Here is a 26,760-nt window from a genome sequence, read left to right as displayed (position 1 = left end):
CGGCCCTGCAGATTGCGCGTCGCGTTGCGCGGTTCGTGGCACCGGCTTGCTCAGCTAAGCCTGGCTCCGACGAGCAGAGGCCAACCTCGGCAGTCGCGACGTCTATCGCCTCGGCGCGTATGCGCTGTCCATCTTTTCGCCGCCCATCGGCAGCGCCATGTCGTCATCCAGCAGCCGGGTGATCCGGGCAAAGCCCGTAAAAGCCTTTCTTGCTTCCTCGGCAGACATCTGGCCCGCCAGAGCCGCAGCGCAGCAGTTCAGTGCGCATTGATACACCGGGCCGCGCCGCCCTTTCGGCCAATGGCGCAAAAACGTCATCGCTTCGTTGACACTGTCAATTTCTTCGACAGGTTTCCCCTGCCCGCACGAAATTCGCACCGGCGTAAAGAACTGTAGGCGATTCATCGTTTCCTCCCAGTCGATCGCGATGCGTTCGATCGAACCTAATTAAATTCACGGCCAGCCAATTGGTTCCCGGCAAAAACGCCCACCCTTTGCTAAATGGCAACGGGTCGGCTGAGTGAATCGCCGGTCATCGCCCGACTTCCTGCCTTGGCGGGAACGTTCGGGGGGGTGATGCATTTCGACTTTAGCGATGATCTTTGAGGGAAATGCCAGACTATGAGAATAGCCCACGTGGCGCCGCTCCATGAATCCGTACCGCCTCGGCTCTATGGAGGTACGGAGCGCATTGTCTCCTATTTGACCGAAGGATTGGTCGAGCTTGGCCATGACGTAACCTTGTTCGCCAGTGGCGATACAAAAACGTCGGCAAAATTGGTGCCGTGTCGCGAGCGTGCGCTGCGTCTTGACCCACGCCCGCTGAAATCCGAGACAGCCGCGCACCTTTCGATGCTTTCCGAGGTGAGGAAACGATCTCAAGAATTTGATATCATTCATTTTCACCTCAGCCATTTCCTGCATTTTTCTTTTTTCGAGCATATGCCCGAGCGGACGGTGACGACGCCGCATGGCAGGCTCGACTATGTCGATCTGGCGCCGGCCTATGAGCGTTTTCCGCGCTTTCCGATGATCTCCGTTTCCCGTAGCCAAAGAACGGGGCTCGCCAACGCCAACTGGCTGACGACGATCCACCACGGGCTGCCTATCGAACTCTACAAACCGGTTTTCGAGACGAGCCCAGGGGAGCCCTACCTCGCCTTCCTTGGCCGGATGTCGCGCGATAAGCGTCCGGATCGTGCCATCGAGATCGCGCTGCGCTCGGGGCTGAAACTGAAGCTTGCGGCAAAGATCGGCGACGACGACCGGGCCTATTTCCGAGAGATGATCGAGCCGTTGGTCGACGGTGACCGTGTCGACTATGTCGGCGAGATCGAGGAGGACAAGAAAGCGGAATTCCTCGGCAAGGCGGTGGGCCTCGTATTCCCGATCGACTGGCCCGAGCCGTTCGGTCTTGCCGTCATAGAAGCGATGGCCTGCGGCACGCCGGTGATCGCCTGGAATTCCGGCGCCATGCCGGAAATCGTCGATCAAGGCATAACCGGTTTTATCGTGAATTCCATGGAGGGCGCGGTCGCATCGGTGCCGGGCATGCTGCGGCTCGACAGGCGGAAGGTTCGAGCTGTCTTCGAGAGGCGGTTTTCCGCCAAAAGAATGACCTGCGACTACGTTTCCGCCTACGCGCGCCTGATTGGTGCGTCGGCCGAAGCAAGAGCGGTCGTGAGCGGCATTACCTCGGGGGCGAAACGAGAGAGATATGTAGCGAATGGCCCAACTCGACGAGCGCAAGCTTGATCCCGCCGTAGCACTTGCGTCCCTGGACGCCACCGCACCTCGAGAGCCGCATCGGCTGTTCGCCCTCAAGCAAGGCGATTGCTTCGCCGTGGCCGACGCCTACGGCGATATCCGCGGCGCCGGCGATGGTTTCTTCCGTGACGACACGCGAGTGCTTTCCGAATTCCGGCTGACCGTCGGCGGCCGGCAGACATCGCTGCTCGGTGCGTCGCTCAGTCAGGACAATGTGCTCTTCACCTCCAACCTGACCAATCTGCCGATGCAGAGCGTCCGCGGCCGGGACATTCCGCAGGGCGCGATCCATATCGAACGCGTCAGGCTGCTTTGGCAGGACCGGCTGTTTGAACGCATCACCCTTTCCAATTACAGTCAGGAACACTCCACCATCCGCGTTTCGCTGCATTTTGCAGCCGACTTCCGCGACATGTTCGAAGTGCGCGGCTCGACAAGGCTGAAGCGCGGTATGGCCCATGCTGCCGAGACCGATGCGACCTCCGTCCTGCTTCGCTACGACGGGTTGGACGGGCTGGCGCGGATGTCGGCGATATCGTTCTCGCAGGCGCCGGACCATCTGACGGCCGACCGTGCGGATTTCCTGATTGCCGTGACGAGGCGCAGCAGCAAGGCGCTGTATGTCGAGGTCGGTCCCGAGGTCGCGGAAACGCCGAACCGCGATCGCTTCCGCGCCGCCGCGGCCCGGGCTCGCTTCGGCATGCGGATTAAGCGCCGCCATGGTGCCACGGTGCACAGTTCCGGGCGCGTCTTCAACGATTGGGTCGCGCGCGCTCGCGCGGATGTGGCGCTGCTGACCACCGAGCTTACGACCGGACCCTACCCCTATGCGGGCATCCCCTGGTTTTCGACGGCATTCGGCCGCGACGGCGTGATCTCCGCGTTGCAGATGCTGTGGCTCAACCCGGGCTTGGCGCGAGGCGTGCTGGCCTTCCTTGCCCAGCACCAGGCGACAGAGACATCGCCGTTCAGCGATTCGCAGCCGGGTAAGATCATGCACGAGACCCGCAAAGGCGAAATGGCGGCGCTGCGGGAGCTCCCCTTCGGCCGCTACTATGGCGGTGTCGACACGACGCCGCTCTACATCCATCTCGCCTGCGCCTATGCGGACCGTACCGGTGACATGGCGTTCGTCGACAGCCTGTGGCCGTCGCTCTACGCCGCGGCTGAATGGACCGAGGAGGCAAGCCGGCCGACCGGCTTCGTCACCTATCAGCGTGCTGCCGAGTCCGGCCTCACCAACCAGGGATGGAAGGACAGTATCGATTCCGTCTTCCATGCAGATGGCCGAATCCCCAAGGGACCGATCGCCCTGGTGGAGGTGCAAGGCTATGTCTTTGCCGCGTTCCGGGGGCTGGCGGCGCTCGCCCGTCGCCGCGGCGAGGACGACAGGGCCGATCATTGGGACAGCCAAGCCGAGGCCATGCGCGCCGCTGTGGAACGCCATTTCTGGCTGGACGATCTCGGCTTCTATGCCTTGGCGATTGATGGCGCCAGCGAGCCCTGCAAGGTGCGGACGTCTAATGTCGGGCATCTTCTCTATGTCGGGCTCCCCGAGCCGACGCGGGCGCAGATGGTCGCCGACCAGCTGCTTTCAGCGTCCTTCCATTCGGGCTGGGGGCTGAGGACGGTCGCCGACGATGCTGTGTTCTTCAACCCGATGTCATACCACAACGGATCGATCTGGCCGCATGACACCGCCATGTGCGGCGCCGGTCTGGCACGCTTTGGCGAGCGTGAAAGCGTGGTCCGGCTGATGAGCAGTACCTTCGAATCGGCGGTCCATTTCAACATGCGGTTGCCCGAACTGTTCTGCGGTTTTACCCGCGCGCCGGGCGAAGCGCCGATCGCCTACCCCGTCGCCTGCTTGCCGCAGGCGTGGTCGGCCGGGTCTGCCTTCATGCTGATGCAGGCCTGCCTCGGCTTGGAGATCCACGGCTGGGAGGGCGAAATCCACGTGACCCGGCCCAGGCTGCCGATTGGTATCGACATGCTCACGCTGAGGCATCTGGGCGTTGGCGCAAGGGCGGTGGATCTGACATTTCAGCGCGTCGGCGACAGGGTCGTCGCCTTTCTCGCCGACCGACATGAGGGGTTAGTGCCGCTCATCGTGCGGACCTAGTTTGGCTTTACGCATCGAATTGACCGCCGCGCTTAAACTACCGGAACCGATGGCCCCATCCGTGCGTTGCAAAATCATGCCGGCGCACAGCGGCCTGTCACCAGTGGCCGGCTTGAAAAAAAGAAAAACGGCCACCAACCGGAGGAAAATCGTTGTTCCAATGTCAGACTATGGCATAGAGGTACTCTGGATTCTGATCCTTGCAAGCCTCGGCCTTTCCGCTGTTGCCGTGGTGTTCTCGGTATTCCAACGGCGCCACAGCCACACACCAGCGGTCGCATACGCCGCAGGCGAGGACGTGGCTTCGGAAGCGGCTCGCAAAGTGCTGCGGGAGTTTGAAAAGAACGGCCACTCGGCCGATGCCGCACTGATCACATGGTCGCCCGACACCTTGCGCAAGATCCTGGCGGACGATCTGCCGGAGACGCAGGTGATCGTGGTATCCAACCGCGAGCCCTATATCCACAACATCAAGGATGATGGCGTCGAGCTCTTGGTACCGGCCAGCGGGCTGGTTTCGGCGCTCGAGCCGATCACCCGCGCCTGTGCCGGCACCTGGATCGCCTATGGCGGCGGAACAGCGGACCGCCTCACGGTCGACAAGAACGACCGGATTGAGGTGCCGCCTGGCAATCCGTCCTACGCGCTGCGCAGGGTCTGGCTGACGGAGGAAGAATACCAGGGCTATTATCTGGGCTTCGCCAATGAAGGTCTGTGGCCGCTTTGCCATATCGCCTTCACCCGCCCGATTTTCCGTGCGTCGGATTGGACGGCCTATGAGGCCGTCAACCGGAAGTTCGCCGATACTGTGGTTGCCGAAGCGCGCAACGAGCGGCCGATCGTGCTGGTCCAGGACTATCACTTCGCGCTCTTGCCGCGCATGATCCGAGAGCGCCTTCCCGAGGCGATCGTCATCACTTTCTGGCATATCCCATGGCCCAACTCGGAAGTGTACAGCATCTGTCCATGGCGTGAACGGATCCTGGAGGGCTTGCTCGGCAGCTCCATCATCGGCTTCCATACCCAGTTCCATGCCAACAATTTCGCCGAAAGCGTCGATCGCTTTCTGGAAAGCCGTATAGAGCGGGCCGATGCGGCGATCTCCTACGGCGGACAGACGACGCTGGTGCACGCCTATCCCATCTCCATAGAATGGCCGGCCGAACTTTTGGCGAAACTGCCTGATGTCGACGAATGCCGCGCCCGCCTGCGCGAGAGGTTCGGACTGAAAGAGGATGTCAAACTGTGCGTCGGCGTCGAGCGTCTCGACTATACGAAGGGCATTCTCGACCGTTTCCGGGCGCTGGAAGAATTGTTCACGAGACATCCCGAATGGGTCGGGAAACTGGTTCTCCTACAGATCGCAGCACCCAGCCGCGGCACACTCCCGGCTTACAGGCAACTCCACGATGAATGCCGCCGCTACGTCGAAGAGCTCAACCAGCGCTACGGCAGCGAGGATTACAGTCCTGTCCTAATGGTAGACAAACATCACCCGCAGGAACAGGTCTACGAATTCTATCGCGCCGCCGACATATGCATGGTCACCAGCCTGCATGACGGCATGAACTTGGTGGCCAAGGAATTCGTCGCGGCGCGCGACGACGAACAGGGCGTGTTGTTGCTCAGCACCTTTGCCGGCGCTTCGCGCGAACTTCTGGAGGCATTGATCGTCAATCCCTACGATACGGCCATGACGAGCGAAGCGCTGCTGCAGGCGCTGACCATGACGCCGGAGGAACAGCGCGAGCGTATGCGGCCCATGCGCGAGATGGTCCGCGACAACAACGTCTATCGATGGGCCGGCAGCATGCTTCTGGACGCGGCCCGCCTTCGCAAGCGCGGCGACCTCGACCGGGTGACGGGCAACGGCGAGCGGCCATCGAACAACAATGTGATTCCCATGTTCGAGCGGGCAAGAAAGGCAGTGTCGTGACGAGCATTCGCTGCCGCTGCGTCATGTACCAGTTCTCCTGAATACTGCGCCAGTTCGACGTTCTGAGTTAAGTTAACGGTTCGTATATCGACTGCAAGCGCCAGACGTGCTTGAGAAACCCCATAAGGAAGGCGCCAAGGTGACCTCGATCGGATTAACGCGCCCTGCCCATCGCCTCGGCCCACTGGAGAAGCTGATCAGCCGATCTTCCCGTCCACGATGTGAATGCGGCGATCCATGCGCGTAGCCATGTCGAGATCATGCGTAACCGCCACGACGGTCTTGCCGCGCTCGCGCACAAGATTCTCCAGGATTGCGAAGACCTGCTCGGAGCTCTTGCTGTCGAGGCTCCCCGTCGGCTCATCGGCGAGGATAAGCGGCGGGTCATTGGCGAGCGAGCGCGCCACCGCGACGCGCTGACGCTGGCCGCCCGAGAGCTGGTCGGGCCGCTTCTCGAGATGTTCGCCGAGCCCCAGGGATGAAAGCAGCTCCCCGGCCCGTTCGCGCATCTGTGGCCGCGCCAGGCGGCCCAATTTGCGCATTGGGATTTCGACATTTTCGCGCGCCGTGAACTCCGGCAGCAGAAAATGAAACTGGAACACGAAGCCCAGCATCGAAAGCCTGGTCCGCGCGCGCTCCCTTTCATTCATCGGCTCGGTGTCGCGGCCGCCTATTCTCAACCTCCCGGCAGTCGGCCGGTCCAGCAGCCCGAGCAGATAGAGCAATGAGGATTTGCCAGACCCGGAGGGACCGGTGACGGCGACGAATTCTCTCTCGTTGATCGCGAGCGTGATGTCCTTGACCAGCGTGACGGGAACGGTCTCGGGCAGCACGCGCGTCAGTTTCTCGGTCTCGATGAGTGCGCTCATGACGCGCCTCTGATGATCTCGACGGGGTTCAGGCGCGCCGCGCGGCGCGCCGGCAGGTAGCCGGCCACTGCCGCCGAGCCTAGCGCGAAAGCTGACGCAATGACGTAGTGCATCAAGCTCCAGGCGATCGGCAGCCGGGTCATCTCCTGGCCGGTCGCGGCGATCTCGAAACGCACAAGCGACAGTGCATAGGTCATGGAAACGCCGAACAGCCCGCCGAGCACGGACCCGGCCGCGCCGATCGCCACGCCTTCCAGCAGAAAGAGCCGGCGCATGTCGGACTCCGGAAAGCCAAGCGACTTCATGATGGCGATGTCGCGCGCCTTCTCGTGCGTGATGGTCGAGATGATGTTGTAGATGCCGAAGCCAGCGACCAGCATGATCGCGCCGACGACGGTGTACATGATGACGTTGCGCACGACGAGCGCTTCGAGGATCGATTCATTCGCCTCCTGCCACGCTACGGCCTTGTAGCCCAGTTCGGCCTCGGCACGCTGCGCCACCGCCGGAGCGCGGTTGGGATCGTCGAGCTTGATGCGGATCTCGTTGATTGCGTTTGGACGCGCGGAGAGGATCTGCGCGTTCTTCAGCAGTACATAGGCCTCACCTTCGTCGCGCGCGGTGGTGCCGGTGTGGAACAGGCCAGCGATCTTGAAGTTGCGCGTCAGCCCCTCGGAGGAGACCGCCGTTATCGTGTCGCCGAACCCGGCGCCGAGCCGGCTCGCCATCGTGTCGCCGATGAGCACGTTGTTGCCGCCCGCGGCAAGTGCCGAAAAGCTGCCTTCGACGAAGTCTCCGACGATCGGCGACACGCCGGACTCGCGCTCCGGTTCGATCCCAATGATCGCCGCGCCCACTTCGCGGCTGGAATAGCGGATCACCCCCTGCGTTTTGAGGCTTGCCGCGAACCGGCCGGGAATCCAGCTCTCGAGCCAGGAGGTCGCGGCGGTCGGATTGATGATGCCGCGGCGATCGTCGCGCGGCCTGAGCCCGGAGATCGCGACTGTCGCGAAGGCATTTTCGGCTGGCTGGCGGCGGGCGGTGCGCTGCTCGTCGGTGATGTCGACATGCGGCATCGTATCGACGAGCTGCCTGACGAAATCGTCCTGCCCGCCCTGCATCAGCGCCGCCATGGCGATGGAGAATCCGACACCGACCGCAACGCCGATCACGGCCACCAGCGTCTGGCGACCGCGGCCGGCAATATGCGTGATGGCGATGTCGAAGATGAGAGGCATCGTTGCTTTATCTCTCTTGGGCGGCGGTGATGCTTACGCGCCCCCCGTCGGCCAGGTCGGCGGGGTAGGGCGAGATGACGCGAGCCTTCTCGTCGACACCTGACAGAACCTCGATGCCATTGGTGCCGCGAATGCCGGTTCGGATTTCACGGCGCCGGGCCTTGTCGCCTTCGACTATGAACAGCTTGTTCCCATCCATCGCAGCGGGCGGGATCAACAGCGCATTTTTCGAAACGCGGATGACGATGTTCACGTCGGTCGACATGCCTATACCAAGCGGCGTATCGTCCGGCAGGCGGAAACGGACGCGATAGGTCTTCGTCACCGGATCGCCCTTGGGCGTGATGCTGTCGACCACCGCTTCCAGGTTCTGCCTAAGGAACGCATCCGATTTAAGCAGCGCGCGCTGGCCGACCTCGACCCGGGGGATATCCTCCTCGTTGACCTCGGCGACCACCAGGAGCGGCTTCGGCTCACCGACCCAGAATAACACCGTGCCGAGCTCGGCGACCTCACCCACCTCGCCGTCCTGCCTGAGCACGACACCGGCGCTCGGCGCTCGTAAGACGTAGGTGTCGAGTCGCGCTTTCTGTCCGGCAACCAGCGCCTCGATCTGGCCGAGCTCGCTCTGCGCACGATCGAGCGCCTGCTGGCTCGCAGCACGCCTTTCGGCAAGCACCGTCAGCCGCCGGAGCTCTTCCTGGGCAAGCGCTTGACGCGCTTCGAGCTCGCCAAGCACGGCCCGGGCCTCGCTGTCGTCGAGCTTGGCGAGCACGTCGCCTTGTGCAACCCTCGACCCCTCGCAATTACATTGCTCGACGATCCTCTCGCGGACCACGGGAGCCACCTTGGCCCAGGTTCGCGGCTCGACGGAGCCGCTCGCGTAAACGATTTCCGCCGCGTCGCCGCGTTGTGGCGTCACGACCGAAACCTTGGCCGGCTGCCACAGATACCAAGCGCCAAAAGCAGCAGCCGCCGCGACAAAAACGATGCCGACAATCCAGCGTATCCGTCGCAAGAATCTCCCTCCATCATCGAATCCGAACGTCGGGCAGTGGCAGACATAACACTAGACCGACCGTCGGTCTATAAAGTTGCATAAAGAAACGGTTCGTGCTCCTCTTGCTCCCAATCTGTACTTTGCGAGGTCGATTTTGCCCCGAGTGATAAAGCCGCCGGAGATACGATCCGCCGAGCTCCTCGACTGCGCCCAGCGGCTTTTCTTCGAGCAAGGCTACGACAACACGACGGTGAACGACATCATCCGCGAGGCCGGCCTGTCGAAGGGCGCGTTCTACCACTATTTCGCATCGAAAGAGGCTCTGCTGGAGGCGCTCGCCACACGTCTCGCGCGCGACAGTTTCACCGAGTTGCAGCCCGTGCTCAACGATCCGTCACTCGATGGGCTTGGCCGGCTCAATGCGCTCTTTGCCGGCTCGCGGCGGCTGAACGTCGAGCTCGCCCCGCAATTGCGCAAGACGTTTTTCGTCCTGTTCCGGCCCGAGAACCTTGCCCTCTTCCATCGGGTCGACCAGGCGGCCAGGGAATTGGCCATGCCGATAATCACCGATCTGCTCAGGAAAGGAAGCGAGGAAGGCATCTTCGACGTGCCCGACCCGGAAGCTTTCGCCGAGATGTTTTTGCAGCTGCGGCTGATCTTTCGGGACGTAATGCACCGCGCCTTGCTGAAGGCCGAGCAGGGCAATATCGACGAAGCGGCGCGGCTGCTCGACGACCGGCTGCGGCTCTATGGCATCGCAATCGACCGGCTTTTGAAGCTGCCCGATGGAACGATAGAAGCAGCGCAACCCGGGTTTGCCCGGGCTTTCCTCGAAGCAGGCCCGTGAGCCGCCGAGCCCGCCAGGCCGCGGAGCAGCAATTCACCGCGCCTCGTATACCGGTGCTGTCCAAATCAAGGGGGCGTCAGTGAAAGACCGACACTCGCATTCTCTTCCGGCGTCGCGTTCCAGTAGCCGTATGCCGCGGCGGTTTTCAGGAAATGCTGGATCGCGTCGGCTGACGGAGGATCCGAATGCCTGCTTTCCCCGGCGATCGGCTTGCCGATTTCCCGGAAGAACCGGCCCATCTTTGAAGCGCTGACGAGGATCATCACGGCTGGCCCAGTCGACAAGTTTCGAAAGGCGTGCTTCGCCCCGCCCGGCACGTGGAAAATATCGCCCGGCCGGATCGATACCCAGACGAAACCTTCCGGCGACTGCGAAAGCCCCTCAATCTCGCCGGAAATCTGGATGAAGGTCTCCGGATCGGCGGGGCTGTGCAGCGGCACGGTAACACCCAGCGGAATGGTGCCGCGCATGACGCAAGGCTCGCCATCGCGCGGCGACGTGAGAAACTGAACCACAGGGCCCAGCACGTTGAGCGTCTCGACGTTGCGCGGGTCGACGAGATGTCCCGCGCGTTCGATGATGGCAGTGTCGAGCATCCGATGTCTCCCTTCGGTTCGTTATCCCGGCGTATTTGCCCATGCGCCGACAAAGGGCGGCAACATGATACACGTCTGCTGTTCGACAGCCTCGTTGCGCAATCGCTCGGCGAGCGTATCGACCTTCATTTCGGCGGCGGTCGCGACGCCGACGGCCTCGGCCATCGGCAGCAGGCTGCGCAAGGTTCCGGCAATATAGTCGTAGATCGGCGAGTTGGGCCCGCTGCCGGCAAGGCCGGCGGAATTCATCTGCGGCGCAGGCAGCCCTGCGCCGGCGAAGACCATGGGCAGCCTGCCACCCATGTCGACCTCGAAACCCGCCCGCTCGATCGTCTCGATGATCCAGCCGCGGCATTTGCTGAACAGCGGCGCCTCTGGAAAACTGCGGGCGAGCGGCATCGCCATTTCCTGGAAGGCGATGATGCCGCCCGGCCGCAAATAGCCGCAAGCCTGCGCAGGGTTGCGGCCGGATCGGGCAGATACATCAGGACGAGCCTGCCGATCACCGCATCGAAGGTCTCGTCGGGCGAGAATGTATCGAGCTCACCAACAGTGAAACATGTCCAGTAACACTGGCCGGATTCGGTGACGCGCCGCTCGGCAATGTCCACAGCCTCTGCCGAGCGATCGACGCCGAGCACTCTTCCCGAGGGTCCGACCAGCTTTCCGGCCAGCAAGGATACGTCGCCGACGCCGCAGCCAATGTCGAGCACGCTCATGCCAGGCCCTATTCCCGCGCTGCGCAGGACATGCTCCGTAAGGTTGTAAATGAGCGATCCCTGCAACTCCAAGCGCTTGAATTCACCTTCCGTGTAGCCCAAGGCGTAGGGACGCGGATCCGTTGTGCCCTGATCGCGGTCGATCTTCGGCGCGTATTCGGCAAGCAGATTGTCCATTATTCGACTCCCTGATCGATCTGTCTGGATTTGACTCCCGATTGCCTGGCTGGGCAGCCCGTGTGGCCGCCCTGAGTTGGACCGTCACGATCGGCGATCAGTGCTACAACGTGATTTCCGGAATCGGGAATTGCGTTACGACTGAAACAGGCGGCCGTGTCTGACGTACCGCACGGGCGAAGAACACCTTCCGCCCGGTCTTCGGACGCGACTACGATTTCGGAGGCTGCGGTACGAACACAATATGCGGTGTCTTCGGCGGACGATCAGGCGGCACATAGTCCGGAACCGGCGTATCGTCTGCCGGCAGCGAAAGCACGTAGCGGTGTATGGCGCGCAGGTCGGTCTCGGTCATGGCACGCAGGTTGAACCACGGCATAGGAGGGCGCGTCTCGATTGTGCGCTGACTCTACCCACTCGTCCTCGTCCATGGTCCGCAAAAGGCGGCGAAGATTGGTTGGATAAGTCGTGCCCCACGGCCCATTGAAGCCGAGGGAGCCGCCGATCAGCCATCGATCCTCGGGAACGTTGCCGGCCTTCTCCAGATACCCTGGTGTGTGGCAGTCGTTGCAGCCGCCGATTTTCACCAGGTACCGACCGCGCTCGATCGAGTCGGCCGCTGTCGCCGCACCCACCTCATTTTGGTCGAGCGTCGCGACTGTGGGCACTCCGCCCAGGCCAAGAGCGGCAATTCCGATGAGAACCCATCGTGTCATCAGCTTCTCCGGTTTGCTGCTATTTGACTCCGACGAGACCATGATCCTTTCCGAAAACCGGTTTCCACTTTCCGGATCATGGTCTGGACGCGGATGGAACATCGAACAGCCCGGCTACAGGTTGATTTCACCCAGTGGAATTTTGGTTACAACTGTAACGAAACCCCGTGATCAGCCTGAATGCAGATGGCGAGCAAGGCATTGTGCGACGGCGGTCGACAGCAGCGGCTTCTTGATGACCTCGCTTATGCCGGCCGCCGTCAGTTGACGCGACCGGAGCGGGCGGCCGTAACCAGTCATCAGGACAATTGGCAGGTCCGACCGGATCTCATGCAACTTGCCGGAGAACTCGACCCCCGTCATATCAGGCATGACCTCGTCCGTCAGCACCAGGTCGAAGCGTTCCGGATCGGTACGGAATGCACTGAGAGCAGCAGGGCTGCGGTCGAACCCGAACGGCTCGTAGCCAAGCGCGGCGAGCATCTCCTCTGCAAGTTGCATCAACGGCGTATCGTCGTCCACGACCAGGATCGTCTCGCCATTGCCATACTGGATCCGAACCTCGGTGCCCTCCCCCTCATCGTCGTCCTGGGTTGCAGCGGATTCGATCTGCGGAAAATAGATCTCGAAGGTTGTGCCTTGGCCAAGTTGGCTCTTCACGTCGACCGCGCCTCTATGCGCCGCAACGATGCCGTGCACCGTCGACAGGCCGAGCCCGGTGCCTTGCCCTGCCGGCTTGGTCGTGAAGAACGGCTCGAAGATGCGTTCGAGCGTCGCCTGATCCATGCCGCTGCCGGTGTCCCCGACGGCAAGACGGAGATAGCGGCCGGCCGGCAGGTTGCCGTGCGACAGCACCTGCGCCTCTACGAACTCCGTCATGTCGAGACCGATCTTCAATACGCCGCGGTTGTTCATCGACTGCGCCGCGTTGGTGCAGAGATTCATCACCACCTGCTGAAGTTCGGTCGGATCGCCCATCATCGCGGCATCCGCGGCTGCAAGATACGTCTCCACTGAAAGCGTCGCGGGAAACGAGGCGCGCAGCAGATCGATCGCCTCCGCAACCACGGGCTGCGCCCGCAGCGCGTGATGCTGTCGCTCGCGGCGACGGCTGAAGGCAAGGATCTGCTCCGTGACGTCCTGCGCCCGCCTGCCGGCCTTCATGATCTGCTGGACGTAGCGCCGCGCGCGGGATTCTTTCAACAGCACCGCCAGCGCCATCTCGCCATAGCCGAGGACGGCGCCGAGAATGTTGTTGAACTCGTGCGCTATGCCGCCGGCTAGCGTTCCGATTGCTTCCAGCCGCTGCGATTGGTTGAGCCGCGCCTGCAGCGCCTCGCGTTCGCGTTCGTTGTGCTCGCGCGCGATGGCGTTGGAGAAGATCTCGGCGGCGGTGCGCAGCAGGGCGATGTCGTCGTCGGTCCAATGCTTTTCATGCGTGACGCTATCGAGAGCCAGAAAACCCAGCCGCTCGCCGGCATGCCACATCGGTATGCACAGCCACGATCGAATCTGACGCGCCTGCAGGCATGCCTTCTCCTGCCCGTCGGGAAGCTCGCCGACGCGGGGGACGTCGATGCAGCCTTGCCGTTCGTGGTTCGCGAGCGTCCAGCGCGAAGCCAGCTCGATGGTGTCGTTCGGCAGGCGGGCCGTCGAGCTCCCGCCCGGGCGGCGATAAAAGTAGCCGCCGGAAAAATCGGCATCGTATGTGCGGCTGACGAGAATCTGGGCGCCGTCGAGCCCGGCATGTTCCACCAGGCGCGCGAGGCCCTTGCTGATGCCGGCCCGGATACGGTCACGCGGCAGATTGATGAACTGGGTGGAGATCGAGGCGATCAGGCCCTCGAATTGCAGCCGCTCGCGCAGGATCCGCGCATTGTGGCGCAGCCGGGCGAACAAATAGGCCACATAGCCCACGAGGACCAGCGCGGCGATGTAGAGTAGCGTCTGGAACCGCGCGGCCCGCGCCGCAGCGCGCCCATGCGCATCGAGATAAAGGTCCTGCAGCGCGCGGGCGCGTTCGCTCGTTGGCGCAGTCTGTAGACGGGCGACGAGGTCGTCGACCGCCGGAAGCCTGGTGACGATAAGCCGGCCGTGGGAAACGAGCGAGTGGACGTCGCTTGCAGGCACGGCGTCGACGGACGGCCCGGCCAGCCGGTCGAGCGCAGCAGTCACTGCCTTTGCCGCCTCCGGCTGGGGATCATTGATGAACCGCGACATTGTGATCATCAGGGCTCCGATCTCGACCGTTCGAAGGCCATCGCCCTCGGTCGTAAGCCGACCGCTCATGTAGTTGAAATAGTTCAACGAGTTCTGCAGCAGCGCGTTGTCCGACTTGAACGCCTCGACGAGCGCCTCCTCGTCACCCACCGCGGCGATGACCTCGGCGACCCGCCGGTCGATATCCGCCCGTGCTTCGCCGCTGGCGATGTCCCGGGCGGCCGCGCAGCAGCCCCGCGCGAGCCCGCAACACGTCGCGCTGGAGGGCGGCGTTATAGAGGATGACCGTCCTGAGAGCGTCGAGCGTGCGTTCGTGGCGCGCCGCATCAGGAGCCGCGCCCTGCACCAGGAGGTAAGTCAGGATGATGAGCAGGCACGCGACGATCGGCGCCAGGATGCGTAACGACTTCATTGCTGCAGGTGATCAGCTGCGCTGGTTAACGGCTGGCCGCGATACTCGCCCGTCAGCGTCCCGAGGAATTTGACGATGAGATCGGCATCGCGCTGGTCGAGCTCCCGGCCGAGTTGGTTCCGCGCCATGATCTTCACTGCGTCTGCGAGCGATGCGGTACGGCCGTCGTGAAAATACGGTGCCGTCACCGCGACATTGCGCAGGCTGGGAACGCGGAAGACATGGCGGTCGCTCTCGACGCCGGTAATAGTGAAGCGGCCGAGATCCGCCTTGGTCAGAGTTTTCTGGCCGGCGAAGGGATCCTGAAAGATGCCGAACTTCTGAAACAGATTGCCGCCCACATTGGCGCCCTGATGGCAAGCGATGCAGCCATACGCTTTGAACAGCTGATAGCCATGTTCCTCGTCCGCCGTGATCGCGTCGCGCTCGCCCTTGAGATAGCGGTCGAAACGGGCATTGGGCGTGATCAGCGAGCGTTGAAAGATGGCCAGAGCGTCGAGCACATCCGTCCGGCCGGGGGCGCCGCCGTAGACCTTCACGAATCGCTGCGAATAGTCCGGGTCGGAGCGCAGTTTCGGCAGCAATTCTTCCCAACTCGTGTTCATCAGCCTGTCATCGAGCAGGGCTGCCTCGTTCTGCTCCTCGACAGTGCGAAAATTGCCGCGCCAGTTCAGCCGGAAATTGAGCGCTGTGCTGAAGACGGTCGGCGCGTTGAAATCGAGCTGCCCGCCATCCGCCGCCGTGGAACGAGCCTTGCCATCATCGCCGCTGAGATTGAGCCTGTGGCAGCCGCTGCAGGCGATGACATCGTCATGCGACAGCCGGACATCGTTGAACAGGCTCTCGCCGAGTGCGATCTTCGCCTGGTCGGAAGGACCAATGCCCGTTATCGGAGCAATCGGCTCACTGATCGGAGGGGCCGGCTGATTGACCAAGGCCAACGCAAATGGTGCCGCCACTGCCAGGCAAAGCGGAACAAAAAACGCCGCCCGAACCTTACCAATCTGCTCATGCGCCATCGAGTGAGCCTGTGGTATCCGATCACGAAGATCATCGGCGCTTACCAACAAATCGCCGAAATCAGCGTTAAGTCTAGTAAAGCAACGGCTCGGTCATGGGTTCCATACGTGCGGACGGTCTGAGATGTTAGCCGAACAGAACACTCGCTACGAAGAGCAGTCGAAAGGCAGACTTGAACAGGCAGCGGCGGCGAAGCATATCCTTGTCGTCGATGACGACCCCGAAATTCGCGAGATGCTTACCAATTACCTGGAGAGCGAGCATTTCAGGGTCAGCGCTGTCGCCGATAGCCGGGCCATGTCGCGCGTCTTCAACGAAAGACCGGTGGATCTGATGATCCTCGACATGCGGCTTGCTGATGAGGACGGCTTTGAAATCATGCGGCAACTCGGCAGTCCGCCGGAAGCCCCCGTCATCATCATCACCGGCCACAGGCCCGACGAGGTGGATCGCGTCGTCGGGCTGGAGCTCGGAGCAGACGACTACATCACCAAGCCCTTCAGCCTCAGGGAGCTGCTTGCGCGCGTTCGCGCCGTGCTGCGACGATCGGGGTCAACGCGTCAGCATTCGCGTGGCAAGAAGCACAAACGCTGCCGCTTTGCCGGCTGGGAACTCGACATGCGGATGCGGCGTCTGAGGTCGCCCGCGGGCGAAGCAACGCCGTTGACCGCGGGGGAGTTCAATCTGCTGGCAGCGTTCCTGCAATCGCCACAGCAGATCCTGAGCCGCGAGCAGCTTCTCGCTGCCAGCAGGATTCACGACGAAGAGGTGTTTGATCGCAGTATCGACGTGCAGATATTGCGACTGCGCCGCAAGCTCGAGGTCAACCCGAGCGAGCCGAAGCTCGTTGTCACCGAGCGGGGCGCTGGCTACGTCTTCGCTGCCTCAGTCGAGGTGCTGTGACTTTGCCGCAGGGTGCCGCGTTCGTGGCAGGTGCAGATGTGAACGTTCATCGCCTCAGCGCATGCACGTTATCAGTATTTTCGCCGCCCATCGGCAGTGCCATGTCGTCGTCGAGCAAGCGCGTGATGCGGGCGAAGCCGGCAAAAGCCTTCCTTGCTTCCTCTGCCGACATCCGGCCCGCCAAAGCAGCGGAGCAGCAATTCACTGCGCACTGGTAGACTGGCCCACGTCGGCCTGTCGGCCATTTACGCAAGAACCCCATCGCTTCGGCTACGCTATAAATTTCTTCGGCAGGGCTTTCCTGCCCGCGCGAAATCCGCACAGGCGTAAAGAGGTGCAGGCGATCCATCGTTTCCTCCCGGTCGATCGCTATGTGCTTGATCGAACCTTTAAACTTACGGCTGACAACTTGGTTCCGGCAAACAGGGCCCGACGCAAAAAAAGGCCGAGCCAAAACGAAGTCTCTCATATCGTTCGACCGAAATCGAATCACCAAACGTGACAAACGTGCGACGAACCGTTGTACTGCGATAAGCGGGAGTTTCATCGAACGCCTATAAGGCCTAAGCCGGCAAACCAATCGGTTGCCGGTTCCCTCGCGTCGAGGCTCTTTACAGGGAAAATGGCGCGTTCCGCCGGAGCCGGAGCGGCGAAGGCATGACATAATTCCCCCTTCTCCCCTTGCTTGTGGGAAGCCCTATTCACCGACCATCTCGGCCAGCCTGCGCACTGTATTCCAGTTGCGCGAGGTGCCGACCCCGAGCCGTTTATGGCTTGCCGCTGCAAGCAACCGCGAACTTGGCGTCTCGCGGGAAAATGCGATCCAGATGTCGCCGCCGACCGCCTGCATCCGCTCATCCTTGCCGACATAGGCCTCGAGCGCCGCGACAGCCTCAGCGGGAACGGGCTTGCGCATCACGCGCACCGCTACCTGATCCGCGGCGGCAGCCGATTCGGCGGGAAATGGATTGCCGGCCGCAAGCTTCAACCAGTCCTCCGCGCGGCGCACGATGATGTCGACACGGCGGCCGAAGGTCTTTTGGAACGCCGTCTCCAATCGGCGCTCCAGCGCGGCAATTTCTGTCTCTTTCGTCTCGAAGACCAGATTGCCGGTCGCCACCAGCGTGCGCGGGTTGTTCAGCCCCAGGCCTTCTGTCATGGCCCTGAGATCGGACATGACGACACGCCGCCCCTCGCCCAGGACGATGCTGTAAAGCAGAGCGACGTAGGTTTGCATGGTAGCCTGTCGGTTTAGACCAAGCGGCTCTGCTCCATCGCCGCTTCGATGAAGCTGGCAAACAGCGGGTGCGGGTCGAGCGGCCGGCTTTTCAGCTCGGGATGATATTGCACGCCGATGAACCAGGGATGGTCGGGGTATTCGACCGTTTCCGGCAGCACGCCGTCCGGCGACATGCCGGCAAAGACCAGGCCGCAATCCTCGAGCCGCTCCTTGTAGTCGACGTTGACCTCATAGCGGTGGCGGTGGCGCTCGGAAATCTGCGTGTCACCATAGATGTCGGCGATTTTCGAGCCCTTGGCGAGGTCCGCCTGATAGGCACCGAGCCGCATCGTGCCGCCGAGGTCGCCGGTTTCCCTGCGCTTCTCCAGCATGTTGCCTTTCAGCCATTCGGTCATCAGGCCGACGACCGGTTCCTCGGTCGGGCCGAACTCGGTCGACGAGGCATACTCGACGCCGGCCAGCGAACGCGCGGCCTCGATGCAGGCCATCTGCATGCCGAAGCAGATGCCGAAATACGGCACTTTTCGCTCGCGGGCGAACTTCGCTGCCAGGATCTTGCCTTCCGCGCCGCGCTCGCCAAAACCGCCGGGGACCAGAATGCCGTGGACCTTTTCCAGCCACGGCGCCGGATCTTCCTTTTCGAATATCTCGCTCTCGATCCAGTCGAGCTTGACCTTGACGTGGTTGGCGAGGCCGCCATGCGACAGCGCCTCGATCAGCGATTTGTACGCGTCCTTGAGGCCGGTATACTTGCCAACGACGGCGATGGTCACCTCGCCTTCCGGATTGTGGATGCGGTTGGACACCGCTTGCCAGGGCTCCATGCGCGGCTTCGGCGCCGGATCGATGCCGAAGGCGGCCAGCACTTCCGAATCCAGCCCTTCATTGTGATAGGCCATCGGCACGTCGTAGATGTGCGGCACGTCGAGCGCCTGGATGACCGCGCTCTCGCGGACATTGCAGAACAGCGACAATTTGCGGCGCTCTTCCCTGGGGATGGGGCGGTCGGCGCGGACCAGCAGAATATCGGGTGCGATGCCGATGCCGCGCAATTCCTTGACCGAATGCTGGGTCGGCTTGGTCTTCAATTCGCCCGCCGTTGGAATGTAGGGCATAAGCGTCAGGTGCACGTAGACGGCGTTGTTGCGCGGCAGGTCGTTGCCGAGCTGGCGGATCGCCTCCAGGAACGGCATCGCCTCGATGTCGCCGACGGTGCCGCCGATCTCGCACAGGACGAAGTCATAGTCGTCGTTGCCGTTTAGAATGAAATTCTTGATCTCGTCGGTGACGTGCGGAATGACCTGCACGGTGGCGCCAAGATAGTCGCCGCGCCGCTCCCGCTCGATGATGTTCTTGTAGATGCGGCCTGTGGTGATGTTGTCCTGCTGGTTCGCCGAGCGGCCGGTGAAGCGCTCATAGTGGCCAAGATCGAGGTCGGTCTCGGCGCCGTCGTCGGTCACGAAGACCTCGCCATGCTGGTAGGGCGACATCGTGCCGGGATCGACGTTGAGATAGGGATCGAGCTTTTTGATGCGTGCGCGATAGCCTCGCGCCTGCAAGAGAGCCCCAAGGGCCGCTGCAGCGATGCCTTTTCCAAGTGAGGAAACCACGCCGCCTGTGATGAATACATATCGCGCCATGGGAGTCATCGCTTAACGCGGCCGAATTGATTCCGCCAGAGAAAAAACCACCGCGAAGGCTTTTTCCCAAGAAGGCGCTCTGGTGGTGCGTGAACCAAAACAAAAGGGTCGGCGAGACCGGCCCTTTTGGGATGACCCGTTAAGGCGTCAGATGATGACGACCTTGGTGCCTACTTTCACCCGGCGGTAAAGGTCCATGACGTGCTCGTTGATCATGCGGAAGCAGCCGTTGGAGGCGCTCGTTCCGATCGACTGCGGCGCGATGGTGCCGTGAATGCGCAGATGTGTGTCCTTCTTGCCCTCGTAGAGATAGATGGCGCGCGCGCCGAGCGGATTTTCGCCGCCGCCGGGCATGCCGTCCTTGTACCGGCCGTAATTCTTCGGCTCGCGCTTCTGCATCTCGAGCGTCGGGATCCAGCGCGGCCACTCCTGCTTGTCGCCGACGGCGACCGTACCCTTGAACTGCAGGCCGTCACGACCGACCGCAATCGCATAACGGCGGGCGGTCCATGACGATTCGACGAGGTAGAGGCGGCGCGCGCTGGTATCGATGACGATGGTACCGGGACTGTAGCCGGTGAACTCGACCTCTTGCGGCACGAACTCCGGCTTCACCTTGAACTGCTTCTTGGCTTCCTTCCTGGCGAGTGCGGCATCGAGAGCGCGGGTCTCGGGGAGCAGCGACATCGACGAGGACGTGCCGCCGAACAGGCCGGCGAACAGCCCGACGCTCTGCGGCTTCTGTCCAACCGGCTCGCTGCGCAATTCCCCGTTGTTGCCGGTCAATGCGACGTTCATGGCCTCGGTGGAAATTGGCTCGGCCGACTGGATCGGTGCGATGGGTTGAACCGGTTCGATGATCCTGACGATCGTCTTCTTAGCCAGCCGGGCAGCGGACGTGTCCTTCTTGGCAAGGCCCTTCTTGGCAAGAAACGCCTGCCGTTCTGCGTCGGCCTTGGCTTTGGCCGCCTCGCGCATCGCCAGCTTCCTGGCCTCGAGCGCCTTGGCTCGAGCGGCCTCCTTGTCGGCCGCGATCTTGGCTTCGATCTTGCTGATCTGGGCAAGATCGTCCGCGGTCGGGTTTTTCTTCTTCTTGAGGAGCCTAAGTTGCGCCGTATCGCTTTTGGCGGCGACGTTGACGACGTCAGTTGTAACTGCGGTTTTAGAGGCCGAATTACCCGCCGGCATGGCCGCGTAAGCGGGCGCACCAAGGCTGAGCACGGCGTAAAGGCCGGCTAAAATGAAGCTGCGAAGCTGCATGGCGAAGATCCGATCGTTCAATGCTTGTTGCCCACGGCGTCGCCCGGCGTCCCCCAAGGACCCCGAAAGTGCCGCGCGCAATCTATAGTCGATTAATCGGAGACGCCTCAAGCGCCCTGTCGTGCCGTGCCCGGTCGAATCCTTGCGATCGTGCGGCATTTGCCGCGACTGTGTTCAAACAACAACAGATCGCGGCGCCGAACGTTTGCTGATTACTGGTTTGGAACCTGCGGCGTTACTGGCAGGGTGACGCCGTTTGTGGCCGGCGGCGTGGTCGAACCCGCCGCAGGCGGCGCAGCCGGCGCCGGGGCTGCGGCATCATTTCCGGAAGGCGGCGTTGGCGCCGTATTGCCGGAAGGTGGTGTCGGCGCCGTGGTGCCAGGCAACTGGTTGAGCACGCCGCCCGCACCGTTCGTCGCAGGTACACGATCGAGAATGTCGATCGGCTTTTCGCCGTAACGGGCGACGATCGACAATGTCAGCGAGGTGGCGAAGAAAGCCGCCGCCAGAATCGCCGTCGCCCGCGTCAGCGCGTTGGCCGCGCCGCGCGCGGTCATGAAGCCCGATCCGCCGCCGATGCCGAGGCCGCCGCCTTCGGAGCGCTGCAGCAGCACCACGCCGACAAGAGCGAGCACGACCATGAGGTGGACGACGATCAGTACGGTTTCCATAGTTTACCCTGGCAAAGCCTTGCGCGGCCGCGGATACGGCCGGTGATTTGGAGGCGGCTCAATACAATGCTTTGACGGCATTTCCAAGCCCGTGGCCGGAATATGGGAAGCAATGCGCCCATTGCAACGATTTCCGCTGCGGCACAGCCTATCCGAAGTGCCCGACAGCCTTCCGATGCTACGAGATATTTCGATAGGCTTCGGCGATGCCGAGAAAGTCCGCCGCCTTCAGACTGGCGCCGCCGACCAGCGCGCCATCGACATTTTTCACGCCGAGCAGTTCGACCGCGTTCGACGGCTTGACCGAGCCGCCATAGAGGATGCGCATCTTCGCCGCCGCGCTGCCAAGCTTTTCCGACAGCTTTTCGCGAATATGCGCATGCGCCTCAGCAACGTCGGCGGCGGTCGGCGTCAGTCCCGTGCCGATCGCCCATACCGGCTCGTAGGCGATGACGGTATTCGACGCCGTGGCGTCGGGCGGCACCGAGCCGGCGACCTGGCGCGACAGCACATCGAGCGTGGCGCCTGCCTCGCGTTCGGCTCTCGTCTCACCGATGCAGATGATGGCTACCAGTCCGGCGCGCCACGCGGCGGACGCTTTGCCCTGTACAATGGCGTCGTCCTCATTGTGATCGGCGCGGCGTTCGGAATGGCCGACGATGACGTGGCTGGCGCCCGCATCTTTCAGCATCTCGGCCGAAATACAGCCGGTATGGGCGCCGCTCTCCTTGGTGTGGCAATCCTCGCCCCCGGCCCGAACCGGGGTGCGCGACAAAATCTCTGCGGCATGCGCCAGCAGCGTCGCCGGAACGCAGACCAGCGCTTCGGTTTCCGCATCGAGCCCGCTCATGAAGCCGTTGCCGATCATCCTGAGTTCGTTGAGCGAGGCGCTGGTGCCGTTCATTTTCCAGTTGCCTGCGACCAGCGGGCGGATTCCTGGCGTCATGGGATTTGTTTCTCCGGGCAATATTCGGCTGCGTCCTCACTACCAAACTCAGCCCACAAAGCAATCGACAGTGGGCCGGAAGGACGCTATTGCGCTTGTTTCAGACTCGACGCATGCGAAAATGCGCAAAAATCGGAAGTGACCATGCTTAGTATCTTGAGAAGCGCGGCGGGGACCTGGGTCGCGAAGGCGCTGCTGATATTGTTGGTGTTGAGCTTCGCCGTCTGGGGCATTTCCGGGCAGATGGTCGGTGGTTTTGCAGGCCACGACGCAGTTGTCACGGCCGGAGGCACCAAAGTGTCGATCAACGAGTATCGCCTCGCCTATGATCGCCAGATCAGCGTGATGTCGCAGCAATTCGGCCAGCGCATCAGCCGCGAGCAGGCGACGGCGCTCGGCCTCGACAACCAGGTGCTGGCGCAACTCGTGTCGGGTGCAGTCCTCGATGAGCAGGCCCGCAAGCTCGGGCTGGGGCTGTCCAAGGACCGGCTGGCCCAACTCACGCATGAAGACCCGGCCTTCAAGGGTCCCGGCGGCACCTTCGACAGAAGGACTTTCGAATACATACTGCAACAGGTCGGCATGCGGCCGGAAGACTATCTGAGGAATCGCGCCCAGGTGGCTGTGCGCCAGCAGATCGTCGAGGCGGTTTCGGACGGCCTCAAGGCTCCGGATACTTTCTTGAAGGCAGTCGCGCTTTATCGTGGCGAAGACCGCACCATTGACTATCTGACCTTGCCGAAATCGCTGGTCGAGCCGATTGAAGCGCCATCCGACACTGCGCTTTCAGCTTATTTCGAGGAAAACAAGAAGACTTATGCGGCGCCCGAATACCGCAAATTCTCCTATGTCAGGCTCGAGCCGCAAGACATCATGGATCTGAGCGCCGTGACCGACCAACAGGTCAGCGACGACTACAACAAGAACAAGGGGCGCTACACCACGCCCGAAACGCGCACCATCGAACAGCTCGTGTTCAAAACGCCTGATGCCGCGAAGGCCGCGCTCGATTCACTCAAGACCGGCGCGACCTTCGACAAGATCGTCGCCGCCGAGGGCAAGACGCAAGCCGACACGCTGCTCGGCACGCTGTCCAAAGACAAGATCGCTGACAAGGCAGTGGCGGATGCGGCGTTTGCGCTCAATGTCAACGAAGTCAGTCCGGTCGTTCAGGGCGCCTTCGGTCCGGTGCTGCTGCGCGTCACCGACATCAAGCCCGAAGTGGTGAAGCCGCTGGCCGAAGTGTCCGCCGATATCCGCAGGGATCTGGCGCTGGGCGAGGCAAGCCGCATTCTGTTGGACGTGCATGACAATTACGAAGATATCCGCGCTTCGGGCAGCACGCTCAAGGAAGCGGCCGAAAAACTCAGGCTGAAGGTCGTCACCATCGACGCGATCGATCGCACCGGCCTGAGGCCGGACGGCACCATCGTCAAGGACCTGCCGGAATCGCCGGAACTCATTAAGGCGGTGTTCGACGCCGAACCCGGCACCGAGAATCCCGACCTCACCACCGCCGACAACGGCTTCGTGTTCTACGAGGTGGAGTCGATCACGCCGGCCCGCGACCGCACGCTGGATGAAGTCCGCCAGAAGGTGGTGGCCGACTGGACGGCGGCGGAAACGACCAAGCGGCTCACCGCAAAAGCGGGCGAACTCGAAAAGCGTCTCGAAGCCGGCGCTACGCTCGATGTGATCGCGAGCGAGCTCAAGCTCGAGAAGCAGACCAAGCGCGGCGTCAAGCGCGAGGCGGACGACGTCGATTTCGGCAAGGAAGGGGCGGCTGCGATGTTCGGCGAAGGCCAAGGCGGGACCGGATTGATCCCCTCGCCCACCGGCGACGGACAGATCCTGTTCAAGATCGCCGAAGTCTTCGAGCCTGCCGGAGCCGACGCCAGCTCGGTGCCGGATGAGGCGCAGAAATCGTTCACCGCCGGCATGTCCGATGACCTGCTCGACCAGCTGGTGGCGCAGCTGCAGACGCAATATGACATTCGCATCGACCAGACCGCCGTTGCCCAAGCCCTGACCAGATGAGCGCGCTCAAGACCCATATCGCCAAGGTCGCCGCAGGCAATTCCCTTTCCTTCGAGGAAGCGCGCGAGGCCTTCGACATCATCATGTCGGGCGACGCTACGCCCGGCCAGATCGGCGGCTTCCTGATGGCGCTGCGCGTGCGCGGCGAGACGGTGAGCGAGATTTCCGGCGCCGTCGCGACCATGCGCGCCAAGATGCTGCGCGTCGACGCGCCCGCTGGCGCGATCGACATCGTCGGCACCGGCGGCGACAATTCGCACAGCGTCAACATCTCGACCGCATCCGCCTTCGTCATCGCCGCCTGCGGCGTGCCGGTGGCCAAGCACGGCAATCGCGGACTGTCCTCGCAGACCGGCGCCGCCGACGTGCTGACCGCGCTCGGCGTCAAGATCGATATCCCGCCGGAAACGATCGGCCACTGCATCCACGATGCAGGCGTCGGCTTCATGTTCGCGCCGGCGCATCATCCGGCGATGAAGCATGTCGGCCCGATCCGCGTCGAGCTCGGCACCCGCACCATCTTCAACCTGCTTGGCCCGCTCTCCAATCCGGCTGGTGTCGTCAGGCAGATGGTTGGCGTCTTCTTGCCGGAATGGATCATGCCGGTGGCCGAGACGCTGAGGGCACTGGGCGCCGACCACGCCTGGGTCGCCCATGGCGACGGTTATGACGAGATCACCACCACCGGTGAAACCCAAGTGGCCGAACTGGTCGGCGGCGAGATCCGCACCTTTACGCTGACACCGGAAGCGGTTGGGCTGAAGCGGCACACCAAGGACGAGTTGCGCGGCGGCGATGCCGCCTACAACGCCCAGGCGCTGCGCGAGATGCTGGGCGGCGCTGCCGGCGCCTTTCGTGATACGGTGCTGATGAACGCCGGCGCCGGGCTGGTGGTGGCGGGCAAGGCGACGACGCTTGTCGACGGCATGGCGACGGCGGCGCAAGCCATCGACAGCGGCCGGGCGCTGAAAGTGCTCGATCGGCTGGTCGAGATTTCGAACGGATAGAGCCGTGTCTGATATCCTGCGCAAGATCGAAGCCTACAAGCGCGACGAGATCGCCGCGGCGAAGGCGCGCGTGCCGCTTGCCGAGATCAAGGCGCGGGCGAAGGACACCGATGCAGCGCGCGGCTTTCTCTCGGCTCTTGAAGCCAGGCGCAAATCCGGCAGCTTCGCGCTGATCGCCGAGATCAAGAAGGCGAGCCCGTCCAAGGGCCTGATCCGTGCCGATTTCGATCCGCCGGCACTGGCCAGGGCCTATGCGAAAGGTGGCGCCGCCTGCCTTTCGGTGCTGACCGACGCGCCGTCCTTCCAGGGTGCGCCTGAATTCCTCACCGATGCGCGCAACGCCGTGACATTGCCCGCTTTGCGCAAGGATTTTCTGTTCGAGCCTTATCAGGTGTTCGAAGCCCGTGCGTGGGGCGCTGACGCCATCCTGATCATCATGGCGAGCGTCGATGACGCCGTGGCCAGCGAACTCGAAACGACGGCGTTCGAACTCGGCATGGACGTGCTGGTCGAAGTGCATGACGAGGCTGAGACGGAACGCGCGCTGAAACTGTCATCGCGGCTGATCGGCATCAACAACCGCAATCTCCGGACGTTCGAAACCAGCATCGAGACCTCGGAGCGGCTCGCGACGATGATGCCGGCAGACCGCCTGCTGGTCAGCGAGAGCGGTATTTTCTCGCACGAAGACTGCCGCAGGCTGCAAGGGAGCGACATCGGTACGTTCCTCGTCGGCGAGAGCCTGATGCGGCAACAGGACGTGGCCACTGCGACGCGCCTGCTTTTGACGGGCAATGCGCCCGCCATTGCATCGGCCCGAAAATCGGAATCGATTTTCGGAGAGCACGATGCATAGATTCAAAGTGTTAGAGCGTGCTTTGCGCGTCCAGACGGACGCACGTCGCGCTAAGGTGACCTGACGATGACGGCCGCCCTCACCCATCTTGGCGCGAAAGGCGAAGCCAATATGGTCGATGTCGGCGACAAGGCGGAGACGACGCGCACGGCAATCGCCGAAGGTCTTGTCTCGATGCGGCCCGAAACGCTGAAGATGATTCTCGACGGCGATGCCAAGAAGGGCGACGTGCTGGGCACGGCGCGCATCGCCGGCATCATGGCGGCCAAGAGGACGCATGAGCTGATCCCGCTCTGCCATCCGCTGCTGTTGACCAAGGTATCCATTGACATCGAACCGGACGCGACGCTGCCAGGCCTGAAGGTCACGGCGCTGGCCCGCGTCACCGGTAAGACCGGCGTCGAGATGGAAGCGCTGACCGCCGTCTCGGTCGCCTGCCTGACCATCTATGACATGGCCAAGGCGGTCGACCGCGCCATGGTGATCTCGGGCATCAGGCTGGCGGAAAAGACCGGCGGCAAATCCGGCGACTACAAGGCGGATGCCAAGGGGGCAGGCTAA

At 62.6% G+C, this 26,760-nt stretch carries 24 protein-coding genes and 1 pseudogene; 9 read left to right on the top strand and 16 right to left on the bottom strand.

All coding sequences use genetic code 11. The annotated features are described in order from the left end of the window. Positions 1-102 precede the first annotated feature (102 nt). Positions 103-405 carry a DUF982 domain-containing protein gene (locus tag AC0L3N_RS25490; RefSeq protein WP_473550185.1) on the bottom strand — a complete coding sequence of 101 codons (303 nt, stop codon included), beginning with the start codon at positions 403-405 and terminating at the stop codon, positions 103-105. A 216-nt stretch (positions 406-621) separates the two neighbouring features. Here AC0L3N_RS25490 and AC0L3N_RS25485 point away from each other — a divergent pair, with 216 nt between their 5' ends. The 3 genes from AC0L3N_RS25485 (at position 622) to AC0L3N_RS25475 (ending at position 5,825) form a co-directional block, all read left to right on the top strand. After that, the gene (locus AC0L3N_RS25485; RefSeq protein ID WP_473550183.1) at positions 622-1,755 is read left to right on the top strand and encodes a glycosyltransferase family 4 protein; all 1,134 of its coding nucleotides are present in this window, start codon (positions 622-624) and stop codon (positions 1,753-1,755) included. Then, positions 1,727-3,889 (top strand): amylo-alpha-1,6-glucosidase, encoded by a 2,163-nt coding sequence (locus AC0L3N_RS25480; RefSeq protein WP_473550182.1) that lies wholly within the window; start codon positions 1,727-1,729, stop codon positions 3,887-3,889. Before AC0L3N_RS25485 ends, AC0L3N_RS25480 begins: the two co-directional genes overlap by 29 nt. 160 nt (positions 3,890-4,049) lie before the next feature. After that, complete coding sequence (locus tag AC0L3N_RS25475) at positions 4,050-5,825, top strand: alpha,alpha-trehalose-phosphate synthase (UDP-forming) (RefSeq protein ID WP_473550181.1); 1,776 nt, start codon at positions 4,050-4,052, stop codon at positions 5,823-5,825. Positions 5,826-6,022: 197 nt separating this feature from the next. Here AC0L3N_RS25475 and AC0L3N_RS25470 read toward each other — a convergent pair whose 3' ends face one another. Genes AC0L3N_RS25470 through AC0L3N_RS25460 form a run of 3 tightly spaced genes read right to left on the bottom strand, consistent with a single transcriptional unit; the run spans position 6,023 to position 8,950 of the window. Further along, entirely contained in the window at positions 6,023-6,694 is a 672-nt protein-coding gene (locus AC0L3N_RS25470) for an ABC transporter ATP-binding protein (RefSeq protein ID WP_473550179.1), read from the bottom strand. Continuing rightward, the gene (locus AC0L3N_RS25465; protein WP_473488370.1) at positions 6,691-7,932 is read right to left on the bottom strand and encodes an ABC transporter permease; all 1,242 of its coding nucleotides are present in this window, start codon (positions 7,930-7,932) and stop codon (positions 6,691-6,693) included. The genes AC0L3N_RS25470 and AC0L3N_RS25465 overlap by 4 nt, the downstream gene beginning before the upstream one ends. Before the next feature lie 7 nt (positions 7,933-7,939). Beyond that, on the bottom strand, positions 7,940-8,950 hold the full coding sequence (locus tag AC0L3N_RS25460; protein ID WP_473550178.1) for an efflux RND transporter periplasmic adaptor subunit: 1,011 nt from the start codon (positions 8,948-8,950) through the stop codon (positions 7,940-7,942). A gap of 136 nt (positions 8,951-9,086) precedes the next feature. On the opposite strand from AC0L3N_RS25460, the gene AC0L3N_RS25455 reads away from it, so the two are divergent. Further along, positions 9,087-9,779, top strand: a complete 693-nt coding sequence (locus AC0L3N_RS25455) for a TetR/AcrR family transcriptional regulator (protein WP_473550176.1) — start codon at positions 9,087-9,089, stop codon at positions 9,777-9,779. A 65-nt stretch (positions 9,780-9,844) separates the two neighbouring features. Here AC0L3N_RS25455 and AC0L3N_RS25450 read toward each other — a convergent pair whose 3' ends face one another. The 6 genes and pseudogenes from AC0L3N_RS25450 to AC0L3N_RS25425 all read right to left on the bottom strand — a co-directional run bounded on the left by AC0L3N_RS25450 (position 9,845) and on the right by AC0L3N_RS25425 (position 15,638). Beyond that, complete coding sequence (locus AC0L3N_RS25450) at positions 9,845-10,375, bottom strand: cupin domain-containing protein (RefSeq protein WP_473550175.1); 531 nt, start codon at positions 10,373-10,375, stop codon at positions 9,845-9,847. 21 nt (positions 10,376-10,396) lie between these two features. Beyond that, on the bottom strand, positions 10,397-10,774 hold the full coding sequence (locus tag AC0L3N_RS25445) for a hypothetical protein (protein WP_473550247.1): 378 nt from the start codon (positions 10,772-10,774) through the stop codon (positions 10,397-10,399). Between the two features lie 47 nt (positions 10,775-10,821). After that, a pseudogene (locus tag AC0L3N_RS25440) lies at positions 10,822-11,271 on the bottom strand (class I SAM-dependent methyltransferase); the annotation flags it as partial. Positions 11,272-11,482: 211 nt separating this feature from the next. After that, positions 11,483-11,650, bottom strand: a complete 168-nt coding sequence (locus AC0L3N_RS25435) for a hypothetical protein (protein WP_473550173.1) — start codon at positions 11,648-11,650, stop codon at positions 11,483-11,485. A 508-nt stretch (positions 11,651-12,158) separates the two neighbouring features. Then, positions 12,159-14,534: a two-component system VirA-like sensor kinase gene (locus AC0L3N_RS25430; protein WP_473550172.1), complete on the bottom strand. Its 2,376-nt coding sequence runs from the start codon at positions 14,532-14,534 to the stop codon at positions 12,159-12,161. Positions 14,535-14,615: 81 nt separating this feature from the next. Then, on the bottom strand, positions 14,616-15,638 hold the full coding sequence (locus AC0L3N_RS25425) for a cytochrome-c peroxidase (RefSeq protein WP_473550170.1): 1,023 nt from the start codon (positions 15,636-15,638) through the stop codon (positions 14,616-14,618). Positions 15,639-15,762: 124 nt separating this feature from the next. Here AC0L3N_RS25425 and AC0L3N_RS25420 point away from each other — a divergent pair, with 124 nt between their 5' ends. Then, positions 15,763-16,542 (top strand): response regulator, encoded by a 780-nt coding sequence (locus AC0L3N_RS25420; RefSeq protein WP_473550169.1) that lies wholly within the window; start codon positions 15,763-15,765, stop codon positions 16,540-16,542. A gap of 46 nt (positions 16,543-16,588) precedes the next feature. Here AC0L3N_RS25420 and AC0L3N_RS25415 read toward each other — a convergent pair whose 3' ends face one another. The 6 genes from AC0L3N_RS25415 to tpiA all read right to left on the bottom strand — a co-directional run bounded on the left by AC0L3N_RS25415 (position 16,589) and on the right by tpiA (position 22,299). Beyond that, positions 16,589-17,089 carry a DUF982 domain-containing protein gene (locus AC0L3N_RS25415; RefSeq protein WP_473550168.1) on the bottom strand — a complete coding sequence of 167 codons (501 nt, stop codon included), beginning with the start codon at positions 17,087-17,089 and terminating at the stop codon, positions 16,589-16,591. Positions 17,090-17,239: 150 nt separating this feature from the next. Continuing rightward, positions 17,240-17,779, bottom strand: a complete 540-nt coding sequence (locus tag AC0L3N_RS25410) for a DUF1697 domain-containing protein (RefSeq protein ID WP_473550166.1) — start codon at positions 17,777-17,779, stop codon at positions 17,240-17,242. 14 nt (positions 17,780-17,793) lie between these two features. Then, positions 17,794-19,431 (bottom strand): CTP synthase, encoded by a 1,638-nt coding sequence (locus AC0L3N_RS25405; RefSeq protein ID WP_473550165.1) that lies wholly within the window; start codon positions 19,429-19,431, stop codon positions 17,794-17,796. A 138-nt stretch (positions 19,432-19,569) separates the two neighbouring features. Further along, positions 19,570-20,682, bottom strand: a complete 1,113-nt coding sequence (locus AC0L3N_RS25400; RefSeq protein WP_473550243.1) for a L,D-transpeptidase — start codon at positions 20,680-20,682, stop codon at positions 19,570-19,572. 212 nt (positions 20,683-20,894) lie between these two features. Next, the gene (gene secG / locus AC0L3N_RS25395; protein WP_473550163.1) at positions 20,895-21,353 is read right to left on the bottom strand and encodes a preprotein translocase subunit SecG; all 459 of its coding nucleotides are present in this window, start codon (positions 21,351-21,353) and stop codon (positions 20,895-20,897) included. Positions 21,354-21,531: 178 nt separating this feature from the next. Next, positions 21,532-22,299, bottom strand: a complete 768-nt coding sequence (gene tpiA, locus AC0L3N_RS25390) for a triose-phosphate isomerase (RefSeq protein ID WP_473550162.1) — start codon at positions 22,297-22,299, stop codon at positions 21,532-21,534. Positions 22,300-22,443: 144 nt separating this feature from the next. On the opposite strand from tpiA, the gene AC0L3N_RS25385 reads away from it, so the two are divergent. From AC0L3N_RS25385 to moaC, 4 genes are all read left to right on the top strand, one after another. Beyond that, positions 22,444-24,336 (top strand): SurA N-terminal domain-containing protein, encoded by a 1,893-nt coding sequence (locus AC0L3N_RS25385; protein WP_473550160.1) that lies wholly within the window; start codon positions 22,444-22,446, stop codon positions 24,334-24,336. Continuing rightward, positions 24,333-25,343 (top strand): anthranilate phosphoribosyltransferase, encoded by a 1,011-nt coding sequence (gene trpD / locus AC0L3N_RS25380; protein WP_473550159.1) that lies wholly within the window; start codon positions 24,333-24,335, stop codon positions 25,341-25,343. Before AC0L3N_RS25385 ends, trpD begins: the two co-directional genes overlap by 4 nt. A 4-nt stretch (positions 25,344-25,347) precedes the next feature. After that, positions 25,348-26,199 (top strand): indole-3-glycerol phosphate synthase TrpC, encoded by an 852-nt coding sequence (gene trpC, locus AC0L3N_RS25375; protein WP_473550157.1) that lies wholly within the window; start codon positions 25,348-25,350, stop codon positions 26,197-26,199. A 66-nt stretch (positions 26,200-26,265) separates the two neighbouring features. Beyond that, the gene (gene moaC, locus AC0L3N_RS25370) at positions 26,266-26,760 is read left to right on the top strand and encodes a cyclic pyranopterin monophosphate synthase MoaC (RefSeq protein WP_473487002.1); all 495 of its coding nucleotides are present in this window, start codon (positions 26,266-26,268) and stop codon (positions 26,758-26,760) included.

The organism is Mesorhizobium sp. WSM4807, from assembly GCF_055811615.1.
The sequence above is the reverse complement of the archived record's forward strand: the minus strand, read 5'-3'. Positions and strand labels throughout refer to the sequence as shown.